The organism is Paraburkholderia sediminicola (genome assembly GCF_046027355.1).
GTDB lineage: Bacteria > Pseudomonadota > Gammaproteobacteria > Burkholderiales > Burkholderiaceae > Paraburkholderia > Paraburkholderia sediminicola_B.
Genome location: NZ_JAQQEK010000028.1, coordinates 40,266 through 60,636, shown reverse-complemented (window position 1 = coordinate 60,636; position 20,371 = coordinate 40,266). Strand labels below are relative to the sequence as shown.

The window sequence follows — 20,371 nt, the reverse complement described above, 5'->3', positions numbered from 1 at the left end:
GAGGCGATGTTCAATCAAGGAGAGCTGGAGACACTAATGGAACAGCAACTTTCACACGTCCAGGTACTGGGCATCGATGCCGGTGGCACGATGACCGATACCTTCTTCGTGCGCTCGGATGGCCGGTTCGTGGTTGGTAAAGCCCAAAGCAATCCCGCAGACGAGTCGTTGGCGATTCTGGAGTCGTCGCATGATGCGCTGGCACAGTGGAGCCGTGAGGTCGATGAGGTGTATCCCGAACTGGTGACCTGCGTCTATTCCGGAACGGCGATGCTCAATCGCGTCGTTCAGCGCAAGGGCCTGGACGTGGGACTTATCTGCAATCGCGGCTTCGAACAGATTCACTCGATGGGGCGGGCCATCCAGAGTTATCTCGGCTACGCGCTGGAAGAACGAATCCACCTCAACACCCACCGCTACGACGAACCGCTTGTCCCGCTTTCGCGCACCCGGGGTGTGACGGAACGCACCGATGTTCAGGGTGAAATCGTGATTCCCCTGCGCGAAGATGAAGTGCGCAAGGCAACGCGGGAACTCGTGAACGCCGGATCGAAGGCGATTGTCATTTGTCTCCTGCAGTCCCACAAGAATGAGTCGAGTGAAAAACGCGCCCGTGATGTATGTCGCGACGAACTGAAGAAAATCGGTGCGGACATCCCGGTCTTTGCGTCGGTTGACTACTATCCGTCGCGCAAGGAAAGCCATCGCACCAACACCACCATTCTCGAAGCCTACGCGGCCGAACCGTCCCGGCAAACACTGAAAAAGGTCAGCGACCGCTTCAGGAAGCACGGAGCGAAGTTCGACCTGCGGGTGATGGCCACGCATGGCGGGACGATCAGCTGGAAGGCCAAGGAACTTGCCCGCACGATCGTCTCCGGTCCGATTGGGGGGGTGATCGGGTCGCGGCTGCTTGGCGAGAGACTAGGCTACGAGAACATCGCATGCAGCGATATCGGCGGCACCAGTTTCGACATGGCGCTGATCACCAAGGGCAACTTTGCGATTGCCTCCGATCCGGACATGGCCCGTCTCGTGCTGTCGTTGCCGCTCGTGGCAATGGATTCGGTGGGGGCAGGCGCCGGCAGCTTTGTGCGGCTCGACCCGTATAGCGGTTCCATCAAGCTCGGACCGGATAGCGCGGGTTATCGCGTCGGCACGTGCTGGCCTGAAAGCGGGCTCGATACGGTGTCGGTGTCCGACTGCCACGTCGTGCTGGGTTATCTCAACCCCAACAACTTCCTCGGCGGAGCCATCAAGCTCGATGTCGAACGTGCCCGCCAGCACATCAAGACCCAGATCGCTGATCCGCTTGGGCTCTCCGTGGAAGACGCCGCCGCGGGCGTGATCGAACTGCTCGATCTCAGCCTGCACGAGTACCTGCGAGCCAACATTAGCGCGAAAGGCTATAACCCCACGGACTTCGTGTGCTTCTCGTACGGCGGGGCCGGGCCAGTGCATACCTACGGATATACGGAAGGCCTCGGCTTCAAGGATGTGATTGTCCCCGCATGGGCAGCCGGATTTTCTGCCTTCGGTTGCGCGTGCGCTGACTTCGAGTACCGCTACGACAAGAGCGTGGATATCGCAGTCGCACCGGACGCTCCGGACGAAGAGAAAGCGGCGGCTTCTGCGGTCATCCAGGAAGCGTGGAAGGAATTGGCGGACAAGGTTGTCGAGGAGTTCGTCATCAACGGCTTCAAGCTGGAGGACATCACGCTGTTGCCCGGCTACCGGATGCAGTACATGGGGCAACTGAACGATCTGGAGATCACTTCGCCAATCAGTGGCGCTGCCACCGCAGCGGACTGGGAAAAGATCACCGACGCGTTCGAGGAGACCTACTCCCGGGTGTACGCGAGTTCTGCCCGCTCACCAGAACTGGGCTTCAGCGCTACAGGCGCGATCATGCGAGGCCTTGTCGCCACCCAGAAGCCGGTGCTGCCCGAAGACCCGGAGGCAGGCGTTACACCGCCTCAATCCGCGCGTCTAGGCAAGCGCCCGTTCTATCGCCACAAGACTTGGGTGGAAGCCGATGTCTGGCAGATGGAGGCGCTCATGGCGGGTAACCACATCGTGGGGCCGGCGATCATCGAGTCCGCATCCACCACCTTCGTCGTTCCCGATGGCTTCGAAACCACGCTCGACAAGCATCGTCTGTTCCACCTGCAAGAAGTGAAGTGAGGAGACGCAAATGAACATCATGTCATCCAAGGAAGTCGGCCAGGCCGATCTGCTTGCCAACGGCAAGACCCTGAAAGCGTATCGCGGCGAGATCATGGAGCGTACGCGTACGACGGGCCATTACAACGGACTCGCCCGGCTCGAGTTGCGCGAGAAGGACCCGATCGGCTACGAGAAACTGTTCTCCAAGATCCGCGGCGGTTTGGTGCACGCTCGCGAAACCGCGAAGAAGATCGCCGCGTCGCCGATCGTGGAGCAGGAAGGGGAACTGTGCTTCACCCTGTACAACGCGGTCGGCGACTGCGTGCTGACCTCCACCGGCATCATCATTCACGTCGGCACCATGGGGGCCGCGATCAAGTACATGATCGAGAACAATTGGGAGGACAACCCGGGCATCAACCCTGGCGACATGTTCACCAATAACGACTGCTCGATCGGCAACGTCCATCCTTGCGACATCGCGACGATCGTGCCGATCTTCTGGGCCGGCAAGCTGATCGGCTGGGTGGGCGGCGTGACCCACGTGATCGACACCGGCGCGGTGACGCCCGGTTCCATGTCGACGGGCCAGGTCCAGCGTTTCGGCGACGGCTACCAGATCACCTGTCGCAAGACGGGCGTGAACGACCAGCCGCTGCGCGACTGGCTGCATGAAAGCCAGCGTTCGGTGCGCACGCCGAAATACTGGATCCTCGACGAGCGCACCCGGATCGCCGGTTGTCACATGGTCCGCGACATGGTCGAGGAGATCATTGCCACCGAGGGACTCGAAGCCTACGAGAAGTTCAGTTACGAGGTCATCGAAGAGGGCCGTCGCGGGTTGCAAAGCCGCATCAAGGCAATGACCCTGCCCGGCAAGTATCGCAAGGTGGCCTTTGTGGATGTGCCGTACGCCCACGAGGATATCCAGACGCCCTCGGCCTTTGCCAAGATCGACACCATCATGCACTCGCCGGTGGAAATGACGATCCGGCCCGATGCCACATGGCGGCTGGATTTCGAAGGCGCGAGCCGCTGGGGATGGCACACTTATAACGCTCACCACGTGGCCTTCACGAGCGGCATCTGGGTCATGATGACCCAGACGCTGGTGCCGACCCAGCGCATCAACGACGGTGCCTACTTCGGCACGGAGTTCCGCTTGCCGAAGGGCACCTGGATGAATCCGGACGACCGCCGTACGGGGCACGCCTATGCGTGGCACTTCCTGGTATCGGGATGGAGCGCCATGTGGCGGGGGCTCGGCCAGGCGTACTTCAGCCGCGGCTATCTCGAAGAGGTCAATGCAGGCAATGCCAATACGTCGAACTGGCTGCAAGGCGGGGGCATCAACCAGGATGGCGAGGTGCACGCGGTCAACAGCTTCGAGGCCTCCTCATGCGGAACCGGCGCCGGCGCGATCAAGGACGGCCTCAATCATGCCGCGGCAATCTGGAACCCCGAAGGCGACATGGGCGACATCGAGATCTGGGAGATGGCTGAGCCGCTGCTCTATCTCGGACGCAACGTGAAGGCCAATTCTGGCGGCTATGGCAAGTACCGCGGCGGGTGCGGTTTCGAAACCCTGCGCATGGTGTGGAAGGCCCAGGACTGGACCATGTTCTTCATGGGCAACGGCTATATGAACAGCGACTGGGGGTTCATGGGCGGCTATCCATCTGCCACCGGCTACAGGTTCGAAGCGCACAAGACGGGCCTGAAAGAGCGCATTGCGCAGGGGCTGTCGCTGCCGCTCGGTGGCGACACCAACCCCGACGCGCCGGACTACGAGCGGCACATCGATGCGACCTCCAAGGTCAAGCGCGACAAGCAATGCATGACGACCGAGGATTGCTACGAAAACCACGACCTGTACCTCAATTACCTGCGCGGAGGTCCGGGCTTTGGCGATCCGCTCGATCGGGAAACGGAAGCCATCGCGAAGGATCTCAACAACGGTTTCCTGCTCCCCGAATTTGCCGAGAAGGTGTACGGCGCGGTGCTGTCGCAGGACGCAGCGGGGGTGTGGGCAGTCGATGCGCAAGCGACCCTGAAGCATCGTGGCGAAATCCGCAAGGAGCGGCTCGCCCGCTCGCTGCCGACGCGGGAGTGGATGAAGGAAGAGCGCGAGCGCGTCCTCACCAAACATGCTTCGCGCCCGGTGCGTCACATGTTCGCGACCAGCTTCGGGTTGTCGGAGAAATTCCTCAACGACTTCAGGAAGTTCTGGGATCTGCCTGCCGACTGGAACATGACGGAAGCAGAGCTGGATGTGCCGTCCTACGGATCGAAATACCGAATGGATCTGTCCTTGCTGCCTGACGTGACAACAGTGATTCAGGTCGAAGAGTAACCGGCGCTGGCGTCGATATTTAACCGAATCAAGGGGTATCGAAATGTCTTCTTATACGAAAGAGCAGGTCAGCAATCTGGTCGATGGACGACTCGACTGGGACACGACTGTGCGCATGCTGTCCATGCCGAAAGATCATGAGCGCTTCAGCCAGTATCTCGAAGTGTTGCAGGGCAAAGTCGCGTGGCCCGACAAGATTGTCTTGCCGCTTGGACCGCACCTGCATATCGTGCAGGCGGCGAAAAGCAAACACTGGCTGGTCAAATGCGACTGCGGCCATGAGTTCTGCGATTACCGCGAAAACTGGAAACTGTATGCCAAGGTCTATGTGCGCGACACAGAGGAGGCCATGCTCGAAGTCTATCCGAAGCTCATGGCACCCGACACCCAGTGGCAGGTCTACCGCGAGTATTACTGTCCGAGTTGCGCAACCATGCACGACGTCGAAGCGCCGACGCCGTGGTATCCGGTGATTCACGATTTCGAGCCGGACATCGAAGCGTTCTACAAGGACTGGTTGCGGTTGCCAGTTCCCGAGCGCGCGGACTAGCGTACCGCGGAGGGCGCGGTCGTCTCGCGCCCGATTCTCATCGCAGGCGGCGCCATTCCAACGGTTGGCGCCGCCTTACGGCCTCGTTAGGTCTTTGGACTCCACCGACACTCGACAACTCGATGCAGACCTATCTCGCACGGGGCTACGACTGGGAAAGCACCCGTCTGGCGGAGTTCATCCGCCGCTACGGCTATCGCTCGCTCGCGGACCTGCAGGCCGGTTCCACGCAGGATCCGTCGACATTCTGGGCACATGTCGCTGACTATCTGGACCTCGGCTGGGCGAGCCCCTACCGGTGTGTGCTGGATCTCACGGACGGCCCGGTTTGGCCCAGGTGGTTCGCCGGGGGCTCGTTCGATCTCTTCGATCACCTGGTTGGACGCTGGGCGCGCCTCTTTCCCCACAAGGTCGCGCTTCGTTGGGAAGGCGATTGGGGCGAAACGCGGGACATCACTTATGCGGGACTGCTCGACGAAAGCTCGCGCCTCGCCGAGGGCCTTACCCGGCTTGGCGTGCGTCGAGGTGAGCGAGTCGCCATGTATCTGCCGATGTTGCCCGAGGCATCGGTCCTGCTGCTCGCTTGCGCGCGCATTGGCGCGATTGTCTCGCCGCTATTCTCCGGCTTCGGGGCCGACGCACTCGCAGCACGGGTGCGCGATTGCGAGGCAAAGTTGCTCGTGTGTGCCGACGGCTATTATCGACGCGGCAAACCGGTCGATATGCTCAGTGAAGCCCGGCGTGCCGTGCAGGCAAGTGATTCCGTTCAGCATCTCGTCGTGGTGCAGCGTCTGCTCGAGGAGCATGCTCCGGTGAAACACGCCGGACCCGTGCGACGCTGGACGGAAAGCGACTATGACGGACTCGTCAAGGCACGGACGACCGGCAGCCAAAGCGCAGCCTGTGAGCCTGATACACCGCTCGCGGTGATCTACACGTCGGGAACCAGCGGCCAGCCGAAGGGCGTCGTGCATACGCATGCGGGCTTCCCCATCAAAGCTGCGAGCGATCTTGTGGCCTTCGATTTCGGGCGCGACGACACGCTGATGTGGGTGACCGACATGGGCTGGCTGATGGGCCCCTGGATGGTCTTCGGCGCGTTGCTGCACGGCGCCACCTGCGTGCTATGCGAAGGCACCGTCGACTTTCCGGCGCCCGACCGGCTATGGAAGATCGCCGAGCGCTATCAGGTAACGCATCTAGGCCTGTCCCCCACGCTCGTGCGCCTGTTGATGGCTGCCGGCGATCAGTGGCTCCAGCCCGGCACCTTGTGCTCGTTGCGCGTGTTCGGCTCGACCGGCGAGTTGTGGAGCGAGACGCCGTGGCAGTGGCTTTTCGAACGTGTGGGCCAGAGCAGGCGTCCGATCGTCAATTACACCGGAGGGACGGAAATCGGTGGCGGGATTCTTGCGTCCTTCCCAGGGCTGCCACAGAAGCCGGGGTCCTTCACGGGGCCGATCCCAGGCATGCCCGCCGATGTGCTAAGGCTTGACGGCCAGCCCGCGCGAACCGAGGTCGGCGAACTCGCGTTGCATGGTCCCTGGCCAGGTATGACGCAGCGATTCTGGTGCGACCCAGGTCGCTATGAAGAAACCTACTGGCGGCGGTGGCCGCAGATCTGGGCGCATGGCGATTGTGCCTATCGCGACAACGAAGGGTTCTGGTTCTTGCAAGGGCGCAGCGACGACATTATCAAGGTGGGCGGCAAGCGAATCGGCTCTGGCGACTATGAGTCCGCACTAATGTCGCATCCGGTTGTGTCGGAAGCGGTTGCTGTGGGCGTGCCCGATGACGTCAAGGGCGAAGCCCAGGTCTGTTTTTGCCGAAAACCCTTAACGGGAAGGTCATTCGCCGGCTAGTGAAGAACGCGTATCTTGGACACGAACTGGGCGATCTTTCGTCGTTGGAAAACCCGCGCTCACTTGACCCAATCAGATCGATTCGCGTGGACGGACAAGTATCCTGAAAAGGGTGGGACGGTATTCCTGTGTCCGGCAGTCCCTCCAGGCGCCACGCAGTTTGCTGCGACGCAAAAATGGAGCGCCCAAACAAGCGGGCGATCAAGCGGCACCGTTCGAAAGTCAAACGGTGCCCGTGCCGTACGTCGTCCGGAAATCGAACGCTGCGCGACGCGACGGGTGTCCTCACCCGGCATTCTCGCAGTGGCATCGATCTTGCCCTTCTCCTCGTACGAGCCTGGCGCGTCTCGCATGTTGCGTCGCAACATGCGAGACGCGCGAGCCGAATTGTTAATCCCGCAAAGCCCGACGCCGATCGGTCCGCGTCGATGCGCGCCAACATTTGACGGACAACAACTTGCCCTTGAGGCGGCCTTGCGGACCGGTCCGTGTTCGCGGAAAGCGTGCGGCACGCGGTAGCGCCCGGTTTCCGCCGCGCGACATTGGCGACGAAGACCTGCCGCAGGGTCATGAAAAAGGAGACAGGTTATGAGCATGCCGGATGCCACCCAGATGTTCTCGAACCCGGGCGACGAAGCAGTCATCATGGCTGCCTGGGAACGATTCCTGAGTGGCGGGGAAACACCGCACAGCGTCGTGCGGCACCTCGTTGACACATCGTGGCAGCGTTGTCTCGAGCGACAGGTCGATCCCACCCTGGGCCATGCGCCGCCGCCACTGGACGAGCACCTGCTGTACTCGTTGCAGCGCAGTCACCGCGATCTGGTCGAGGCGAGCGCGCCGGTGATGGCGCACGCGCGCGATTTTCTTGCACAGACCGAAACCGTCATGGCCCTTGCCGAGCCGGCTGGCACCATTCTTAATCTGGAAGGCGACCCGGCCGCAATCGCTTCGGCTCACGGGATACAGCTCCTGCCTGGCGCTTCCTGGAACGAGATGATTTGTGGCACCAACGCGATCGGCACCGCGATCGAGGTTGGTCAGCCCGTGCAGATCCATTCTGCCGAGCACTTCTGCGTCGGCATCAAGCGCTGGACCTGCTCGGCCAATGCAATCCGTGATCCGCGCGACGGCACAATCATTGGCGTCATCGATGTGTCCGGTCTATCTGAATCCTACAATCGTCATAGCCTGGCGTTGGTCGTCACGGCCGCCAGCCGCATTGAAAGCCGTCTGGCTGCGCGGGCAATGGAACTTCGCTACCGGCTGCTCGATCGCTGCGTGAGCCGAATGGCGACGCTCGCGACCGATGGTGCGGTTGTGTTCGATCACGCCGGCTATCCGATCAAGGTCAACGAACACGCCGAAGCCGCGATCGCGGCCGCCGGCGGCGATCTTTCGCTCACCCGACCGAAGCGCATTCTGGCACTCGCTACCGACTCCTCAGCTGCATACGTACCGCCCGCCGATCTGCCTCACTGGATCCAGCCAGACTGGATCGAGCCGGTGATCGACGACGGCAGGCGCATCGGCAGTTTGCTTGTCGTTCCGTTCGCGCAACGCCGCTGCCTTGCGCGCGGGCTCAGGAGCGCATCCCGTTGTGGCGTTGACCGTGAATCGGCAGCCGGCTTCGAGCGCATCCTGGGGGAAGCGCCAGCATTGCTCGAGGCCATCGACAAGGCTCGGCAGATCGCACGTTCGCGCGCGCCCGTTGTGCTGCTCGGCGAGACCGGGGTGGGTAAGGAACTGTTCGCCAAAGGAATCCATCACACGAGTGAGGCGAAGGAGGCGCCTTTTATTGCGCTCAACTGCGGCGGCCTGTCGCGAGAACTGCTCGCGAGCGAATTATTCGGCTACGGCGATGGCGCCTTCACGGGCGCACGCCGAGGCGGCGCGCTCGGCAAGATCGAAGCGGCCAATGGCGGGACCTTGTTTCTCGACGAGATTGGCGAAATGCCGGTGGATCTGCAGCCGCATTTCCTGCGCGTGCTGGAACAGGGGGAAATCTATCGGCTCGGCGAAAACGTCCCCAGGAAGGTGACCTTTCGCCTCATCGCGGCGACCAATCGCGACTTGAGAAAGGAGGTTGCAGAAGGGCGCTTTCGAATGGATTTCTTCTATCGCGTCGCCGTGACCAGTATCCGCATTCCGCCGCTGCGCGACCGGCCGGGGGACATTCGGCGTCTCGCCGAGCACCTTGTCCGAAAGTTTGCCACGGAGCTTGACAGGGCTTGTCCGGCGATGGACGACGGAGTGGTTGCGGCGCTCGGCGCGTATTCATGGCCGGGGAACGTCCGGGAGCTTCACAACGTGGTCGAGAGCATGCTGCTCACGGCAGGCCCAGAGCGCCTGACGCTTGACGATCTACCGCCGGAACTACGCGTGGGCAACGAGCCGATCTGCTCTGGATACGACGGGCGTGTTTGCCGCGACGGCCGGGTCACGCTGGAAGCGACGGAGCAGGGGGCGATTCGCAACGCGATCGTCATCTCGCAGGGGAACCTGACGTCTGCGGCAAGACACCTGGGTATTGCGAAGAGCACGCTGTACCAGAAACTCAGGAAATATGGATTGGATCGCGCGCTGGTTGAAATCCGGGGCCAGGGCGGTTAGGAAGTCAGGCTCGCTGGATTTGGTGCAAATTGCCGGTCTGAACGATGTTATATCTTTATATAGGATACCTTATTGAACCGCGAGGACTGCATTCCAGGTAGTGGGTACAGCCGCATCTTTGAGTCGCAAGCTGGCAAGCCCAAATTGTCCCTTGCGAATGCGATGCATCAACTCGATGCCGGCAATCGTGGTCGCGGCGCCCCTGAACCGTTTGAAGCCGAGCATCACGTTCGTCCTGGACTTGATGTTTCGATGGTCCTGCTCGATCAGATTGTTCAGGTACTTCGAGAAGGAGACCGCGCCAAAGCGGGGGCTCTATGCCGCGATATCGTGAGCGTGCTCGTTGCTCGCGAGCGTCGGATACCATCGCTCGAAGCATGATCGCAACTGCTCATTCAGGACGGCCGTCCTTACCTGGAGAAGGCCTTGCGCATGAGCCGGTCGCCACGCCATCTGCTGCCGCTTCACAAAACGCTTGCTGACCACCTGGTTGACAGCCGACTCGACGAAGCTCGAGGTGATTGGCTCGCCATGACGGTAGCGGTCTCCGTAGTTCACGATAAAACGCTGGGGTACTGTCAACTTGTTGACCGGCGTGCGACCGATGACACCGTACGGAAGGATACCTAATTTACGCTGCAAGGCGCTCCGGCATTGGAGCGCCCGTCACGCTTTCCCATGCCTCGAAGGCCTGAGTGCGTAACGCCCGCTTTTGCCTCGCGTCGGTGTGGTATCGGCAATGCATGAAGAGATTGGCGACCTGGTCGTGGACCGAAGCGAACCGTTGCAGGTGACGCGCCGACTTGAAGCGGCGCATCACCTTCTCGCGCACCCGCGTTGGCTGGTGCGGGTTTTCCGCCCGGTTGTTCATCCCCTTGTGCTGGCGGTGTTCGACGTTGATCCCCAGATCCCTGTTCGCCGCCGCATAGCTTTTGAGCTTATCGGTGATCAACACGCGCGGAGCGCGACCGTGTTTCCTGAGCAGCTTGCGCATCAGGCGCCGGGCCGCGTGCCGGTCGCGCCGGCTTTGCACCAGCACGTCCAGCACCGCGCCGTGCTGGTCTACCGCGCGCCACAGCCAGTGCTTCCTGCCGCTGATCGTTACGACCACGTCATCGAGGTGCCACTTGTCGCCTCGCGCAAGGGCGGTGGACCGGATACGCCGGGCAAGGCCCACCCCGAACTTCACCGACCAGCGTCGCACCGTCTCGTAGGTCAGATCGATGCCACGGGCGGCCAGCAGTTCCTCGACCATGCGCAGGCTCAACGGGAAACGGTAGTACAGCCACACCGCGTAGCTGATCACATCGGGCGGAAAGCGGTAACTCGCATACGAAATAGCGGGGCTGGCGGGCGGGCGGTGCGATTGGGCAGTTCGTTTCATGCCGGCTATTGTCGCCGCATCTCCCGTCGGCTTGCCAACAACGTGACAGTACCCCGCCAGCCCTCGGCTCCTGCAGACTCAGCAACGACACCTACACCCCATCTACCCGCTCAGCGAGCTGTGAACCCGCGAACCCTCCGTCATCCACCTTTTTCCGCCCGCCACAATACTTCGCAAACAGCGCCGTCAACAGAGGCGCAAGCAGCGACGTGACAATCGTCGACGCAGCGATCTGCGGCGTGGCGACTGCGACGAGCGACGCGAGGTGCGGATCGACGGCCGCAATCGCGGTCGGCGTCGCGACCGCGTTGCCGGCGGTCGTCGACACGGCGACACCGGCCACACCTGAGCCACCGACGAGACGGGACGCGGCGATGTTGACGACGCCGCCGATGATGAGCGTCACGAGCCCGAGCAGAATGCCCGACACGCCTGCGCCAAGGATCGAGTGCAGGTTAATCTGCGCGCCGAGGCCGAACGCAAAAAACGGGATCAGCAGGTCACTGCCGGACTTCAGAAACGTGCGCATGTTGCGATCGAGGTTGCCGAGCAACATGCCGATCAGAATTGGCAGGATCGTCGCGATCAGGTCGATAAAGGGAATCTTGGCGAGGCCGGACATGCCGAGCGCGAGCATGGTCACGAATGGCCCTTCAAGAATCGACAGTACCGCGAGCGCGCCGCGATCGACTTCGTCACCGAACTGTTTGGTCAGCGCCGCGTAAAGCCCCATGTTCGCATTGGTCATCGCCGCGATGATCGCCATGCTGGACAGTCCGAACACCGGGCGCCCCTTGAACAGATAGCTGACCAGCAAGCCGATCGCCACCCCGCTAGCGAGCTTTGCAAGCGTAATCGCCGCGCCGTTCTTTAGCGCGCGCGGTGCGGTCTTCAACTGGATTTCGGCGCCCATGCAGACGAAGAACGCCGCGAGGATCGGCAGCGCGCCGTGCGCGAGCGAGGTTGAGAAGCTGCCGATTGTGAGTATGTGCGGAAAAAACGTGTTCAGCACGCTGCCCCACAGCAGCGGAATCACCATCATGCCACCGGGAAATTTCTCGATGGTTTCCTTGATCTTCATTTTGATTCGTCTCCGTCGGTCGACGCGCCCGCTTTTGTGGACATGGCGCGCCACCGTTGTCCATATGGAATAGGGGAGCTCGCAGGCTGCGCAGCCTGTTACGGGCTCAGCCACGGGCTGGTTCGGCCGTGCGCTTACATCTGCGCGCCGATCATCCAGGGCACAAACTCTTCGTTGCCGACCCCAAGCGCCTCACTCTTGCTCAGCCCGCCAGACGCGACCTCGATGATCATTTCGAAGATCTCGCGGCCCTTCTGCTCGACGGTCACCTTGCCATCCATGATGTCGCCGCAGTTGATGTCCATGTCGTCGACCATGCGTGTGTACATCTTCGTGTTCGTCGCGAGCTTGATCGACGGCGCGGGCTTCGCGCCAAAGCATGAGCCGCGGCCGGTTGTGAACAGAACGAGGTTCGCGCCGCTCGCAATCTGCCCAGTCGCGCCCATCGGGTCGTAGCCTGGCGCGTCCATGAACACGAGCCCCTTCGTGTCGACTGGCTCGGCATAGCGGTAGACCCCCATCAGCGGAGTCGAGCCACTCTTGGCGACTGCGCCGAGCGACTTCTCGAGAATCGTCGTGAGCCCCCCCGCCTTGTTGCCTGGCGTCGGGTTATTGTCGATGCTGCCTTTTTCCCGTTCCGCGTAGCTTTCCCACCAGTGGATTCGCTCGACGATTTTCTCGCCCACTTCTGGCGTGATCGCGCGGCGCGTCAAAAGGTGCTCGGCACCATAGATTTCAGGCGTCTCGCTGAGGATGGCGGTGCCGCCATGCTGCACGAGCAGATCAACCGCTGCGCCGAGCGCCGGGTTCGCGGTGATCCCCGAGTAACCGTCCGAGCCGCCGCATTGCAGCGCGATGTTCAGGTTTGAGATCGGCAACGGCTCGCGCTTGGCCTCATTCGCGGCCGGCAGCATCGTCTCGATCGCCGCGATTGCCGCGTCGACGGTTTTCTGCGTGCCACCCTGCTCCTGGATTACGAGCGGCACCATGGTTGCACCCGGCTCGACACCTTCTGCGATAAACAACGCACCCATCTGGTTCGCTTCGCAACCAAGACCGATCACCAAAACGCCCGCGAAATTCGGGTGGCGGATATAGCCACCAATCGTGCGACGCAATTGCTGGACGCCTTCGCCATGGTGATCGATGCAGCAACCGAAGCTGTGCGTGACCGGCACGATGCCGTCGACGTTCGGATACGCATCGAGCTTGCCGGGCGCGGAGAAATACTGCGCGACGAGCTTCGTCACGGTTGCGGAACAGTTGACCGTGCTGATCACCCCAATGTAGTTGCGCGTCGCGACGCGACCGTCGGCGCGACGAAAACCCATGAACGTACGCGCTTCCGCAGCCGGCGCAACAGTCTTCACGTCCTTGCCGAACGCGTAGTCGCGCGCGAAGTCGCCCATGGACACGTTCTGGGTGTGCACGTGCGCACCGGGTTCGATAGCCTGCGTGACGAAACCGATGATCTGCCCGTAGCGCCGGACCGGATCGCAGGCTTTCAGCGCGCGCAGCGCAACCTTGTGCGCGCCGGGAATGTCGTCGCGCGTAACGATGCCACCGGCCTCGGCGAGCGTCGTACCCGCCGGAATCGGACCGCGCGCGATCGCCACGTCGTCGTCCGCATGCAGCCTGATGACCAGTGAAGTAGAATCCGTCATGCTTTTCTCCTGAATCGTGGGGGACGGACGCACCCGTGATTCTTGTATCTCCTCAATGCGTCCGTTCCTGCACATGGTCGTTTCTCCGCCGCTGCGGCGCAAATTGGTCAGGCCACTTCGGTTGGGGCAGATATGGGATTTCACAGACTTTCTTCCGGCATCCTCGACAATGTTGTGCGGCAGATCGAGAAAAATGTGCTTGACGGCAGTTGGGCCGTATTGGGGCGTCTGCCCGCCGAGCGCGCGCTTGCGGAGCATTTCGGCGTGTCGCGGCCAACCGTGCGCGAGGCGATCCGGCATCTGGTCAGCAAGGGGATGCTTGAAACGAAACGCGGCAGTGGCGTGTATGTGGTGCAGAAGCGGCTCCCCGCACTGACGTCACCGTGGCTGCAACTGGTCGCGGAGCACCCGCCGCTGCGCGAGGAGACACTCGAATTCCGGATGGTATTTGAATGTGCGGCAGCGCGTTTCGCCGCGCAGCGCTCGACGCCGGATGAGCTATACAGACTGGAATCGCTGCTCGCGCGAATGCACGACGCGGTCATCGAGCACGATGTCGACGCCGAAGCACGAATGGACGGTGAGTTTCACACCGCGCTGACCGCCGCGGCACACAACCGGATGCTTGGGCAGTTCTATGCCGGCGTGATCACCATGTTGCGCGAGCATATCGCCGCAAACACCTTCGACGCGACCGCGAACAACGCGAACGCAGCCGTGCAATCCGCGATGCGCATGCGCCAGCACGAATCGATTTTCCTGGCGGTGCGTGAACGCAATCCGGAAGCAGCGCAGCAGGCAATGTTCGCGCACATCGATTTTGTTGGGCGGCAGTTCGCGCCCGCTGCAAGCGCGTAGATTTTCGGGCTCTGATGCAAATAGGAAAGCAGGTTGAGAAGTTGCCTATGGGAAGGATAACTTATCGAGTGGACAGGACCGCATGCCATCCGGCGGGCGCGGTGGCCTCCTTGAGGCTGAATTCCCGACAGCTACTACAAACGATGTCTGTACGCTGCAGGCGGGGTTCATGCACTGCTTTCTGACGCCCGCGTCGAAGCGGAAATCGTGGGCGGGGATTTTGTTGGTTTCGTGGTCGCGAGGGATGGCAAGCGCGCGAAAATGCAAGGTTTCGCAAACTCGGAGGATGCGTACGCTCACTACTGGATTGAGGCGAGTGGCAGACTCATTGACTTGGGAGCGTATTTCTTGCCGGACGATTCAGGCTTTAACGCAGCCTCGATGCCGGCCGTCGCGTGGGACCTTACTTATCCGCTGCCGCGCTTTCTGCGTTACCGGGCCTTGGGGCGGTCCGGCAACGCAGGAGTGTTGAGTAGCGATCCGGCCATTAACGAGCGCTGTGTCAAGTTTGCCGAGCGCTGTCTGAACAATGCTCTGCACGAAAAGAATTCAAAATTTCCAACGTGGATTGTCACGAATCCGTCCTCGGTCGAAATAGCCGCTAACAGGAAGACGCTTTGGGCACATGCAGCTATGCGTTTCGCGCGACGGGACGACCCACGCGACTTGCCGTTTTAGCTTGGGCGAGATGAGGTAGGTTGTCTGCACTGAACATCGTGCCTGCCGAATGCGAATTCGATTTCGAGGTGCGTTCGGTGCCGGGCTTCGACGCGAACACGGTCGCCGGTCGTCTTCAGGCCTATGCGCGAACCGAACTGCTGCCGAAGATGCGCGAGGTGCAGGCCGATACCGATATCCGTTTCCAGCCGCTCAACGCGTACCCTGGACTCGCCACGTCGCCCGACAGCGACGCACCGCGTCTGCTCGCCCATCTGAGCGGATCGGACAACTTCGGCACCGTAGCGTTCGGCACCGAAGGCGGGCTCTTTACGAATGCGGGCATTCCGGCCGTTGTGTGCGGAGCGGGTAGCATGGAGGAGGGCCAAAAGCCGGACGAGCGTCACAGTTGAGCAATTGCAGCGATGCAATGCTTGCGCGGCTCGCGCAACACCTGAGCGAAGGCGCGAATCAATGAACGAAGAGGGCGAGTGGGGGTAATCGTACTTTCTGTATCGAATCTGGCTGCGGCAACCCTCAAAACCGGTAGCGCGGCGGCGCATGCGCAGTCACGTAGCAGCGTTTATTTCTGTCGATTCTCGTCGTGGAACTCTACGTCCTCGATCACGTCGCCGATATCCATGCGCTGGCCCGCGCGCTCGCGCACCTGCTGCTCGTGCGTCTGCTGTGCGCGTATTGCCTGCTCACGAATCTGTTTGCGCAGATCGCGCGTCTTCCACCAGACAAAACCGCCGATCACAATTCCTGCTCCAAGAACCACTGCCAACATTACAAGCGAAACGGCGAACCCCACGACGAGCAGGGCAGCGCCTATCACCACGGCCAGTACCTTTGCCAGCAAGCTTGGCGGGCCAGGACGCATAGTTACGCCACTTTGCCTGAGCCTCTTTTGTTGCTTGTCCAATTGCATCGCATCTCCAATCGCGGTTTTCCCGGGGCCGTATCAGCGTGAAGCGCAACAGCGAAATCAATATTCAGAGGTTCGAGGTTGATTCGCTGATACGACGGTCGCCCCTTAGGAACAAAGTCGATTTGTTGTCGCTCAGTATGCGCCGAAGATCCGGTCGAGCGCCGCGAGGATGGCCTCGCGTCGATCTGAAAGGGAACCAATGCACTTGCCGAGAGCCTTCAGGGGGACCGCGCTCATGGCAGGCGTATCAAGGAAACATTCTTCGCCGTGGACTTCGAAAACGGGAAGAAGGTCGGATGGTTTGCCGGAGAAGGCGAGGTGCCGAACAGGTCGCAGCGGAATTACGATGCGCGTCGGCAAAATGCCGACATAGGCGCTTTGCACGTCGAGCAGGTAAGGTGCAAGGTTGCGCGTCTCAATGTCAGGGTTCGCGTAGAGATCAAACCGGGCCATCAAAACGTCCTGTATTTCGCGAGCGGAAGCCCGTCGCGATCGACCATCGCCTTGTAGGCGGCGACCAGTTCGGCGTTATCATCGGCCCACCGCCGCGCCTCGGCCTCCTGGATTTCTTCGCGTACACCGCGCTCGCTCGCGCGCGAAAGATTAATGCCAAGCTGTTTGGCCCGCTCCAGCACCTCGGGAGGCAAGGTGACGTTGGTGGATTTACGCGGACGAACTTCGAGGGCTTTGCCCATGTGCGGCTCCATGTAGCATATTATGTGCATTATGCTGCACATGATCGACGGATCGCAAGCGGGTCGGCGGCCGATGGGGGGCTACGCGGAAAGCGTTAGGGCGCAGTCAGACGGGGTCCTTCCGGATCTCCTCAATATTTGGCTGAGCAGGTGGTTTTCGATGCACACTATGATTTGACATAATGAAAGTTATCACCGGGAAATTAAATTTTAGAAAGTTTTGATAGTAGACATCAAGTGAGGCTTGATTGTCGAATGTTGCGCCGAAAATTGCTCTCATCAGCGCCGTTGCAGAATTGTCCGGAAACGAAGGGCCTAGTTAGTTGTGGCTTTCATACCCTTCATTTGCGGACATTGCGGGGAGGAGGGTCCAGAGGCCGCTCACGCAACTAAAGTTGTGTCCAGATTTCAACTAATTTTGTGACTACCCGGGCACATTGCCATCCGGTGCGCCGTTCCATGGTCGCGCCGCGTGAACTGGTTCTCTACCTTGCACATTGCGACCATTCAGCAGCGCGCCACCGCACATTGAGTGACAACTTTTGTTGAAACCGCGCATCGGGTTACACCTTTAGTTGCCGGCGTCGACGCGATGGTTACAACAGTGGTTGAAATCGTATTCCGCCTCTGTGCCTTGCTGGCCAGGGGTCTCCGCGGGATTCCGGGCCACACGTCGATAGTTACAACATTAGTTGTGTGAGCGGAGGCGCGCTTGCACCATTGAAGTTATTACTAGATTTCAACTGAAGTCGTGACTACCCGCGCGCCCCGCCCTTCGGAGCACACCTTGCCTGGTGTCGCCGCCGGAACAGGCCACCGACCTTGCGCGCGACGACCGGCTGGCCGCTCCCCGCTGCCCGCTGAGATCCAACTTTGGTTGAAATCGCGCATCGCGTTACAATTTCAGTTGCCGACATCGACGCGATGCTTACAACATTAGTTGAATTGCGATTGGGCCCGGAAGTCTTACGGGCCGGAGGTTCGCTGGAGATTTCGCGATGCACAACCGTGACAACAACTTCAGTTGTGTGGGCGCCTGGCCAGCCGGACGACCGCGCACATGCCGCGCAATCGCGTGATTGCCGCTGCCGCTGACTTCCCTATAATGGAGTCATCCGTCGGCGCTCGGTAACCGAAGCGCAGCGCGGCGATCACGCACGGCAGACCCACATGCACAAGCAGACGACCGACACGCCCACCAGGGACGAGTTTCTCGAAGCGGCCAAGCGCGACCGTCAGGCGCGCTCGCGTGAGCTCGTGCGCAGTGGCGAGCGCACGCAGGAGTCGATGTACCTCATTGCGCCGGCCATCGTCCGAACCTTCAAGGTCCGTCACAATACGGGCGGCTTTTGAGCAGGCAAGAGGCTCCGATTACCCAGGAGCTCCTCGTGCAGGTGCTCGCCAGGCTCTCGGCCGACGCGGTTCTCGTCGGCGGCCAGGCACTCGCCGTCTGGATTTCGTACTATGGACTCGAGGAACAGATCAACCTACGCGACAAGTCAATCAGCGACGATGCCGATTTTCTCGGCAAGCGCCAGGACGTCATAGCGATCGCCAACGGCGTGATGGGCGTGGCGACGTTTCCGCCGCAGAGCGACATCTCGGCCATGGTCGGACAGGTTGCCATTCCAACCAGCGAGACGGAATTTGTGAACGTGGACGTCATCCATCGCGTGGTTGGACTCGATGCGGATGATGTTCGCCTGCGCGCGTCGACCATCGACTGGGGCGCGGTCCAGTTCCAGGTAATGAACCCGCTCGACGTGCTCGCCAGTCGTATTGAAAACCTGAAACAGCTGCCCGGCAAGCGAAACGCCGACGGTGTGATGCAAGCCCGCGTTGCCGTCCTGGTGGCACGCGCCTATATCGACGAACTCCTGCAGGGCGACGATGAAAAAGCGGCGTTGAAGGCAATCGAGCGGGTGGCGTCGCTGGCGAAAAGCTCGGCCGGGCGGACCGCCGCGCGCGAGTTCCGTATCGATTTTATGCCGGGCATCCCCGGCGAGCGTGTCTCCAGCGAGGCCTTCAGGACCATCCGGTGGCCACGGCTGCGCGCGGAACTTCAGCGGGCGGCCCGGCGGCCCGAAGTGCCAGGCGACGCCGATCAGGATGCTCCAGCGGCCGACGAAAACGACAGCGGTCCGCCGCGAACGAAGCGGCTGCGGCCATAGCCCGCGGAAAATTGCTGTAGCGGCCATTCGCGTTGCGCCTGTGGCATCCTATTTATCCGCTGACCGCTAGATCCCATCGTGAAAGACGCCACGCTTCAGACTCTCATAACGGCGCGCGCGCTCCTCGAGCAGGTGGAGCGGCAAAGCGGGCTTGGCGACCGTTATCGGGCAACCGCAGCATTGATCGTCCTTCAGGACGCCGTTGAACTTGTTTTTCTCGCCGTCCTGATCGAAAAACAGTTGGACGAAGAACGCTCGATCGAAAAGCTCTCTTTCGACGAAATGATTGCGGCGATCGGTCAGCTAGGAATCAAGGTGCCAAAATCCGGCACCCTCAAGGCTATGAACAAGCTGAGGGTGACCGCAAAGCATTACGGTCAATTGATGGAACCCCTGACGGTCCAGGGCCATTTGAATGCGGCCAAAGTCGCCATGGACGCAGTGTTGAATTCAGCTGTCGGCAAGCCACTGAGAGAGATCTTCCTTACCGAACTCATTGGCAACACGGTATCCCGGCCTTTTCTGGATGACGCGGCGTCTGCCCTGGCAGGTGGCGAATATGCGCGTGCATTGATCGCTGCGCGCAAGGCGTTCTTTCTGGAGTTCGAGAACGAGTACTGTATCTATCCGTATCGAGATAGACCAGCGAACGAGCCTATGCCCGGCGGCCTCCTGGGTCTCGCCATCTTGGGATCTGGGTGGAAAGCTCATTACTGGACCCGCAACGCCGAATGGATTCGTGACAACGTAAAGACTCCTTTCGATTACGTCCAGATCAATCACGAGACCTGGCGAATAGATGCGATGGAATGGGGAATCAACACACAGACCCTCAACAACATCCGTCGCCTGACTCCCCAGGTGATCCGGCTGGAAGTAGGTGGGGCATGGTACATCCGGCTTCCGGCTGCGTACGCGGCAAACAGTGCAAACCGTGAGAATGCATCCGGATGCCTTGACCTGACCATCGAGGCAATCCGCAGAAAGCATGAGCACATCCGGGCTGCGCGTACCGCAAGCGAAAGCAACCCTTATGAGACTCCGGCAGCTTATGTGGGACAACCCTTGTTCGAACGCCCAGCGCGGGACAGCAAGGTGATCCGGTTCCTCGCCGAAGGTGACACGTACGTCGTCCAGGAAATGCTCAGTGGCTTTGACCCCCGCGAAACATTTTACCGACTTACATGCACGACTGTTGCCGGCGAGCCGTTCTGGGGTTATGTCGAGCGGATCAAAGCGCAACCGCTGGATGAACCGCAGTCCGATGTCCAGATATCGGAGGTCGACAACGTCAACATGCCGCCTGGCAGTCCCACGCAACGTAGCGAGTGACGGCACCCCGGGTCGCTCTTCGCGCCGCGCGTCGGTGATCACCTGATGATGTGCGTG

Annotated in this window: 16 protein-coding genes and 3 pseudogenes; 11 read left to right on the top strand and 8 right to left on the bottom strand. The window is 60.9% G+C overall.

Features of this window, described 5'->3' with window-relative positions; translation table 11 throughout:
• Window positions 1-36 precede the first annotated feature (36 nt).
• From PQR42_RS34560 to PQR42_RS34540, 5 genes are all read left to right on the top strand, one after another.
• A complete protein-coding gene (locus PQR42_RS34560; RefSeq protein WP_408494833.1) occupies window positions 37-2,184 on the top strand; it encodes a hydantoinase/oxoprolinase family protein in 2,148 nt (715 codons plus the stop codon).
• A 10-nt stretch (window positions 2,185-2,194) separates the two neighbouring features.
• Entirely contained in the window at window positions 2,195-4,519 is a 2,325-nt protein-coding gene (locus tag PQR42_RS34555; RefSeq protein WP_408494831.1) for a hydantoinase B/oxoprolinase family protein, read from the top strand.
• A gap of 43 nt (window positions 4,520-4,562) precedes the next feature.
• Window positions 4,563-5,069, top strand: a complete 507-nt coding sequence (locus PQR42_RS34550; RefSeq protein ID WP_408494829.1) for an acetone carboxylase subunit gamma — start codon at window positions 4,563-4,565, stop codon at window positions 5,067-5,069.
• A 122-nt stretch (window positions 5,070-5,191) separates the two neighbouring features.
• Entirely contained in the window at window positions 5,192-6,928 is a 1,737-nt protein-coding gene (locus tag PQR42_RS34545; RefSeq protein WP_408494827.1) for an AMP-binding protein, read from the top strand.
• Window positions 6,929-7,516: 588 nt separating this feature from the next.
• Window positions 7,517-9,541 carry a sigma-54-dependent Fis family transcriptional regulator gene (locus PQR42_RS34540; RefSeq protein ID WP_408494826.1) on the top strand — a complete coding sequence of 675 codons (2,025 nt, stop codon included), beginning with the start codon at window positions 7,517-7,519 and terminating at the stop codon, window positions 9,539-9,541.
• 69 nt (window positions 9,542-9,610) lie between these two features.
• Here PQR42_RS34540 and PQR42_RS34535 read toward each other — a convergent pair.
• From PQR42_RS34535 to PQR42_RS34515, 5 genes and pseudogenes are all read right to left on the bottom strand, one after another.
• Window positions 9,611-9,829 (bottom strand): annotated as a pseudogene (locus PQR42_RS34535) (DDE-type integrase/transposase/recombinase); the annotation flags it as partial.
• A 27-nt stretch (window positions 9,830-9,856) separates the two neighbouring features.
• Window positions 9,857-10,111, bottom strand: a pseudogene (locus PQR42_RS34530) (ISKra4-like element ISBte1 family transposase); the annotation flags it as partial.
• A gap of 61 nt (window positions 10,112-10,172) precedes the next feature.
• Complete coding sequence (locus PQR42_RS34525) at window positions 10,173-10,925, bottom strand: IS6 family transposase (RefSeq protein WP_408494824.1); 753 nt, start codon at window positions 10,923-10,925, stop codon at window positions 10,173-10,175.
• 91 nt (window positions 10,926-11,016) lie between these two features.
• A complete protein-coding gene (locus PQR42_RS34520; protein ID WP_408494822.1) occupies window positions 11,017-12,006 on the bottom strand; it encodes a 2-keto-3-deoxygluconate permease in 990 nt (329 codons plus the stop codon).
• Between the two features lie 134 nt (window positions 12,007-12,140).
• Window positions 12,141-13,670, bottom strand: coding sequence for a UxaA family hydrolase (locus PQR42_RS34515; RefSeq protein ID WP_408494820.1), 1,530 nt, complete (start codon window positions 13,668-13,670; stop codon window positions 12,141-12,143).
• Window positions 13,671-13,802: 132 nt separating this feature from the next.
• On the opposite strand from PQR42_RS34515, the gene PQR42_RS34510 reads away from it, so the two are divergent.
• The 3 genes and pseudogenes from PQR42_RS34510 to PQR42_RS34500 form a co-directional block, all read left to right on the top strand.
• Window positions 13,803-14,528 carry a FadR/GntR family transcriptional regulator gene (locus tag PQR42_RS34510; protein WP_408494818.1) on the top strand — a complete coding sequence of 242 codons (726 nt, stop codon included), beginning with the start codon at window positions 13,803-13,805 and terminating at the stop codon, window positions 14,526-14,528.
• 207 nt (window positions 14,529-14,735) lie between these two features.
• Window positions 14,736-15,206 (top strand): hypothetical protein, encoded by a 471-nt coding sequence (locus PQR42_RS34505; RefSeq protein WP_408494816.1) that lies wholly within the window; start codon window positions 14,736-14,738, stop codon window positions 15,204-15,206.
• Between the two features lie 26 nt (window positions 15,207-15,232).
• Window positions 15,233-15,686: pseudogene (locus tag PQR42_RS34500) on the top strand (peptidase dimerization domain-containing protein); the annotation flags it as partial.
• An 82-nt stretch (window positions 15,687-15,768) separates the two neighbouring features.
• On the opposite strand, the gene PQR42_RS34495 reads toward PQR42_RS34500, so the two are convergent.
• The 3 genes from PQR42_RS34495 to PQR42_RS34485 form a co-directional block, all read right to left on the bottom strand.
• Complete coding sequence (locus PQR42_RS34495) at window positions 15,769-16,116, bottom strand: hypothetical protein (RefSeq protein ID WP_408494814.1); 348 nt, start codon at window positions 16,114-16,116, stop codon at window positions 15,769-15,771.
• A 132-nt stretch (window positions 16,117-16,248) separates the two neighbouring features.
• A complete protein-coding gene (locus PQR42_RS34490) occupies window positions 16,249-16,569 on the bottom strand; it encodes a CcdB family protein (RefSeq protein ID WP_408494812.1) in 321 nt (106 codons plus the stop codon).
• Window positions 16,569-16,811, bottom strand: coding sequence for a type II toxin-antitoxin system CcdA family antitoxin (locus tag PQR42_RS34485; RefSeq protein WP_408494810.1), 243 nt, complete (start codon window positions 16,809-16,811; stop codon window positions 16,569-16,571). The genes PQR42_RS34490 and PQR42_RS34485 overlap by 1 nt, the downstream gene beginning before the upstream one ends.
• A gap of 1,170 nt (window positions 16,812-17,981) precedes the next feature.
• Between PQR42_RS34485 and PQR42_RS34480 the strand changes: the two genes are divergently transcribed.
• The 3 genes from PQR42_RS34480 (at window position 17,982) to PQR42_RS34470 (ending at window position 20,314) form a co-directional block, all read left to right on the top strand.
• Window positions 17,982-18,164 carry a hypothetical protein gene (locus tag PQR42_RS34480; RefSeq protein ID WP_408494808.1) on the top strand — a complete coding sequence of 61 codons (183 nt, stop codon included), beginning with the start codon at window positions 17,982-17,984 and terminating at the stop codon, window positions 18,162-18,164.
• Between the two features lie 35 nt (window positions 18,165-18,199).
• On the top strand, window positions 18,200-18,982 hold the full coding sequence (locus PQR42_RS34475; protein WP_408494806.1) for a hypothetical protein: 783 nt from the start codon (window positions 18,200-18,202) through the stop codon (window positions 18,980-18,982).
• A 78-nt stretch (window positions 18,983-19,060) separates the two neighbouring features.
• The gene (locus PQR42_RS34470) at window positions 19,061-20,314 is read left to right on the top strand and encodes a hypothetical protein (RefSeq protein ID WP_408494804.1); all 1,254 of its coding nucleotides are present in this window, start codon (window positions 19,061-19,063) and stop codon (window positions 20,312-20,314) included.
• Window positions 20,315-20,371: the final 57 nt, after the last annotated feature.

Coding starts and splice junctions, on each gene's coding strand:
- PQR42_RS34560 (WP_408494833.1), top strand. CDS start 37: ATGGAACAGCAACTTTCACACGTCCAGGTACTGGGCATCGATGCCGGT.
- PQR42_RS34555 (WP_408494831.1), top strand. CDS start 2,195: ATGAACATCATGTCATCCAAGGAAGTCGGCCAGGCCGATCTGCTTGCC.
- PQR42_RS34550 (WP_408494829.1), top strand. CDS start 4,563: ATGTCTTCTTATACGAAAGAGCAGGTCAGCAATCTGGTCGATGGACGA.
- PQR42_RS34545 (WP_408494827.1), top strand. CDS start 5,192: ATGCAGACCTATCTCGCACGGGGCTACGACTGGGAAAGCACCCGTCTG.
- PQR42_RS34540 (WP_408494826.1), top strand. CDS start 7,517: ATGAGCATGCCGGATGCCACCCAGATGTTCTCGAACCCGGGCGACGAA.
- PQR42_RS34525 (WP_408494824.1), bottom strand. CDS start 10,925: ATGAAACGAACTGCCCAATCGCACCGCCCGCCCGCCAGCCCCGCTATT.
- PQR42_RS34520 (WP_408494822.1), bottom strand. CDS start 12,006: ATGAAGATCAAGGAAACCATCGAGAAATTTCCCGGTGGCATGATGGTG.
- PQR42_RS34515 (WP_408494820.1), bottom strand. CDS start 13,670: ATGACGGATTCTACTTCACTGGTCATCAGGCTGCATGCGGACGACGAC.
- PQR42_RS34510 (WP_408494818.1), top strand. CDS start 13,803: ATGGGATTTCACAGACTTTCTTCCGGCATCCTCGACAATGTTGTGCGG.
- PQR42_RS34495 (WP_408494814.1), bottom strand. CDS start 16,116: ATGCAATTGGACAAGCAACAAAAGAGGCTCAGGCAAAGTGGCGTAACT.
- PQR42_RS34490 (WP_408494812.1), bottom strand. CDS start 16,569: ATGGCCCGGTTTGATCTCTACGCGAACCCTGACATTGAGACGCGCAAC.
- PQR42_RS34485 (WP_408494810.1), bottom strand. CDS start 16,811: ATGGGCAAAGCCCTCGAAGTTCGTCCGCGTAAATCCACCAACGTCACC.
- PQR42_RS34480 (WP_408494808.1), top strand. CDS start 17,982: ATGCACAAGCAGACGACCGACACGCCCACCAGGGACGAGTTTCTCGAA.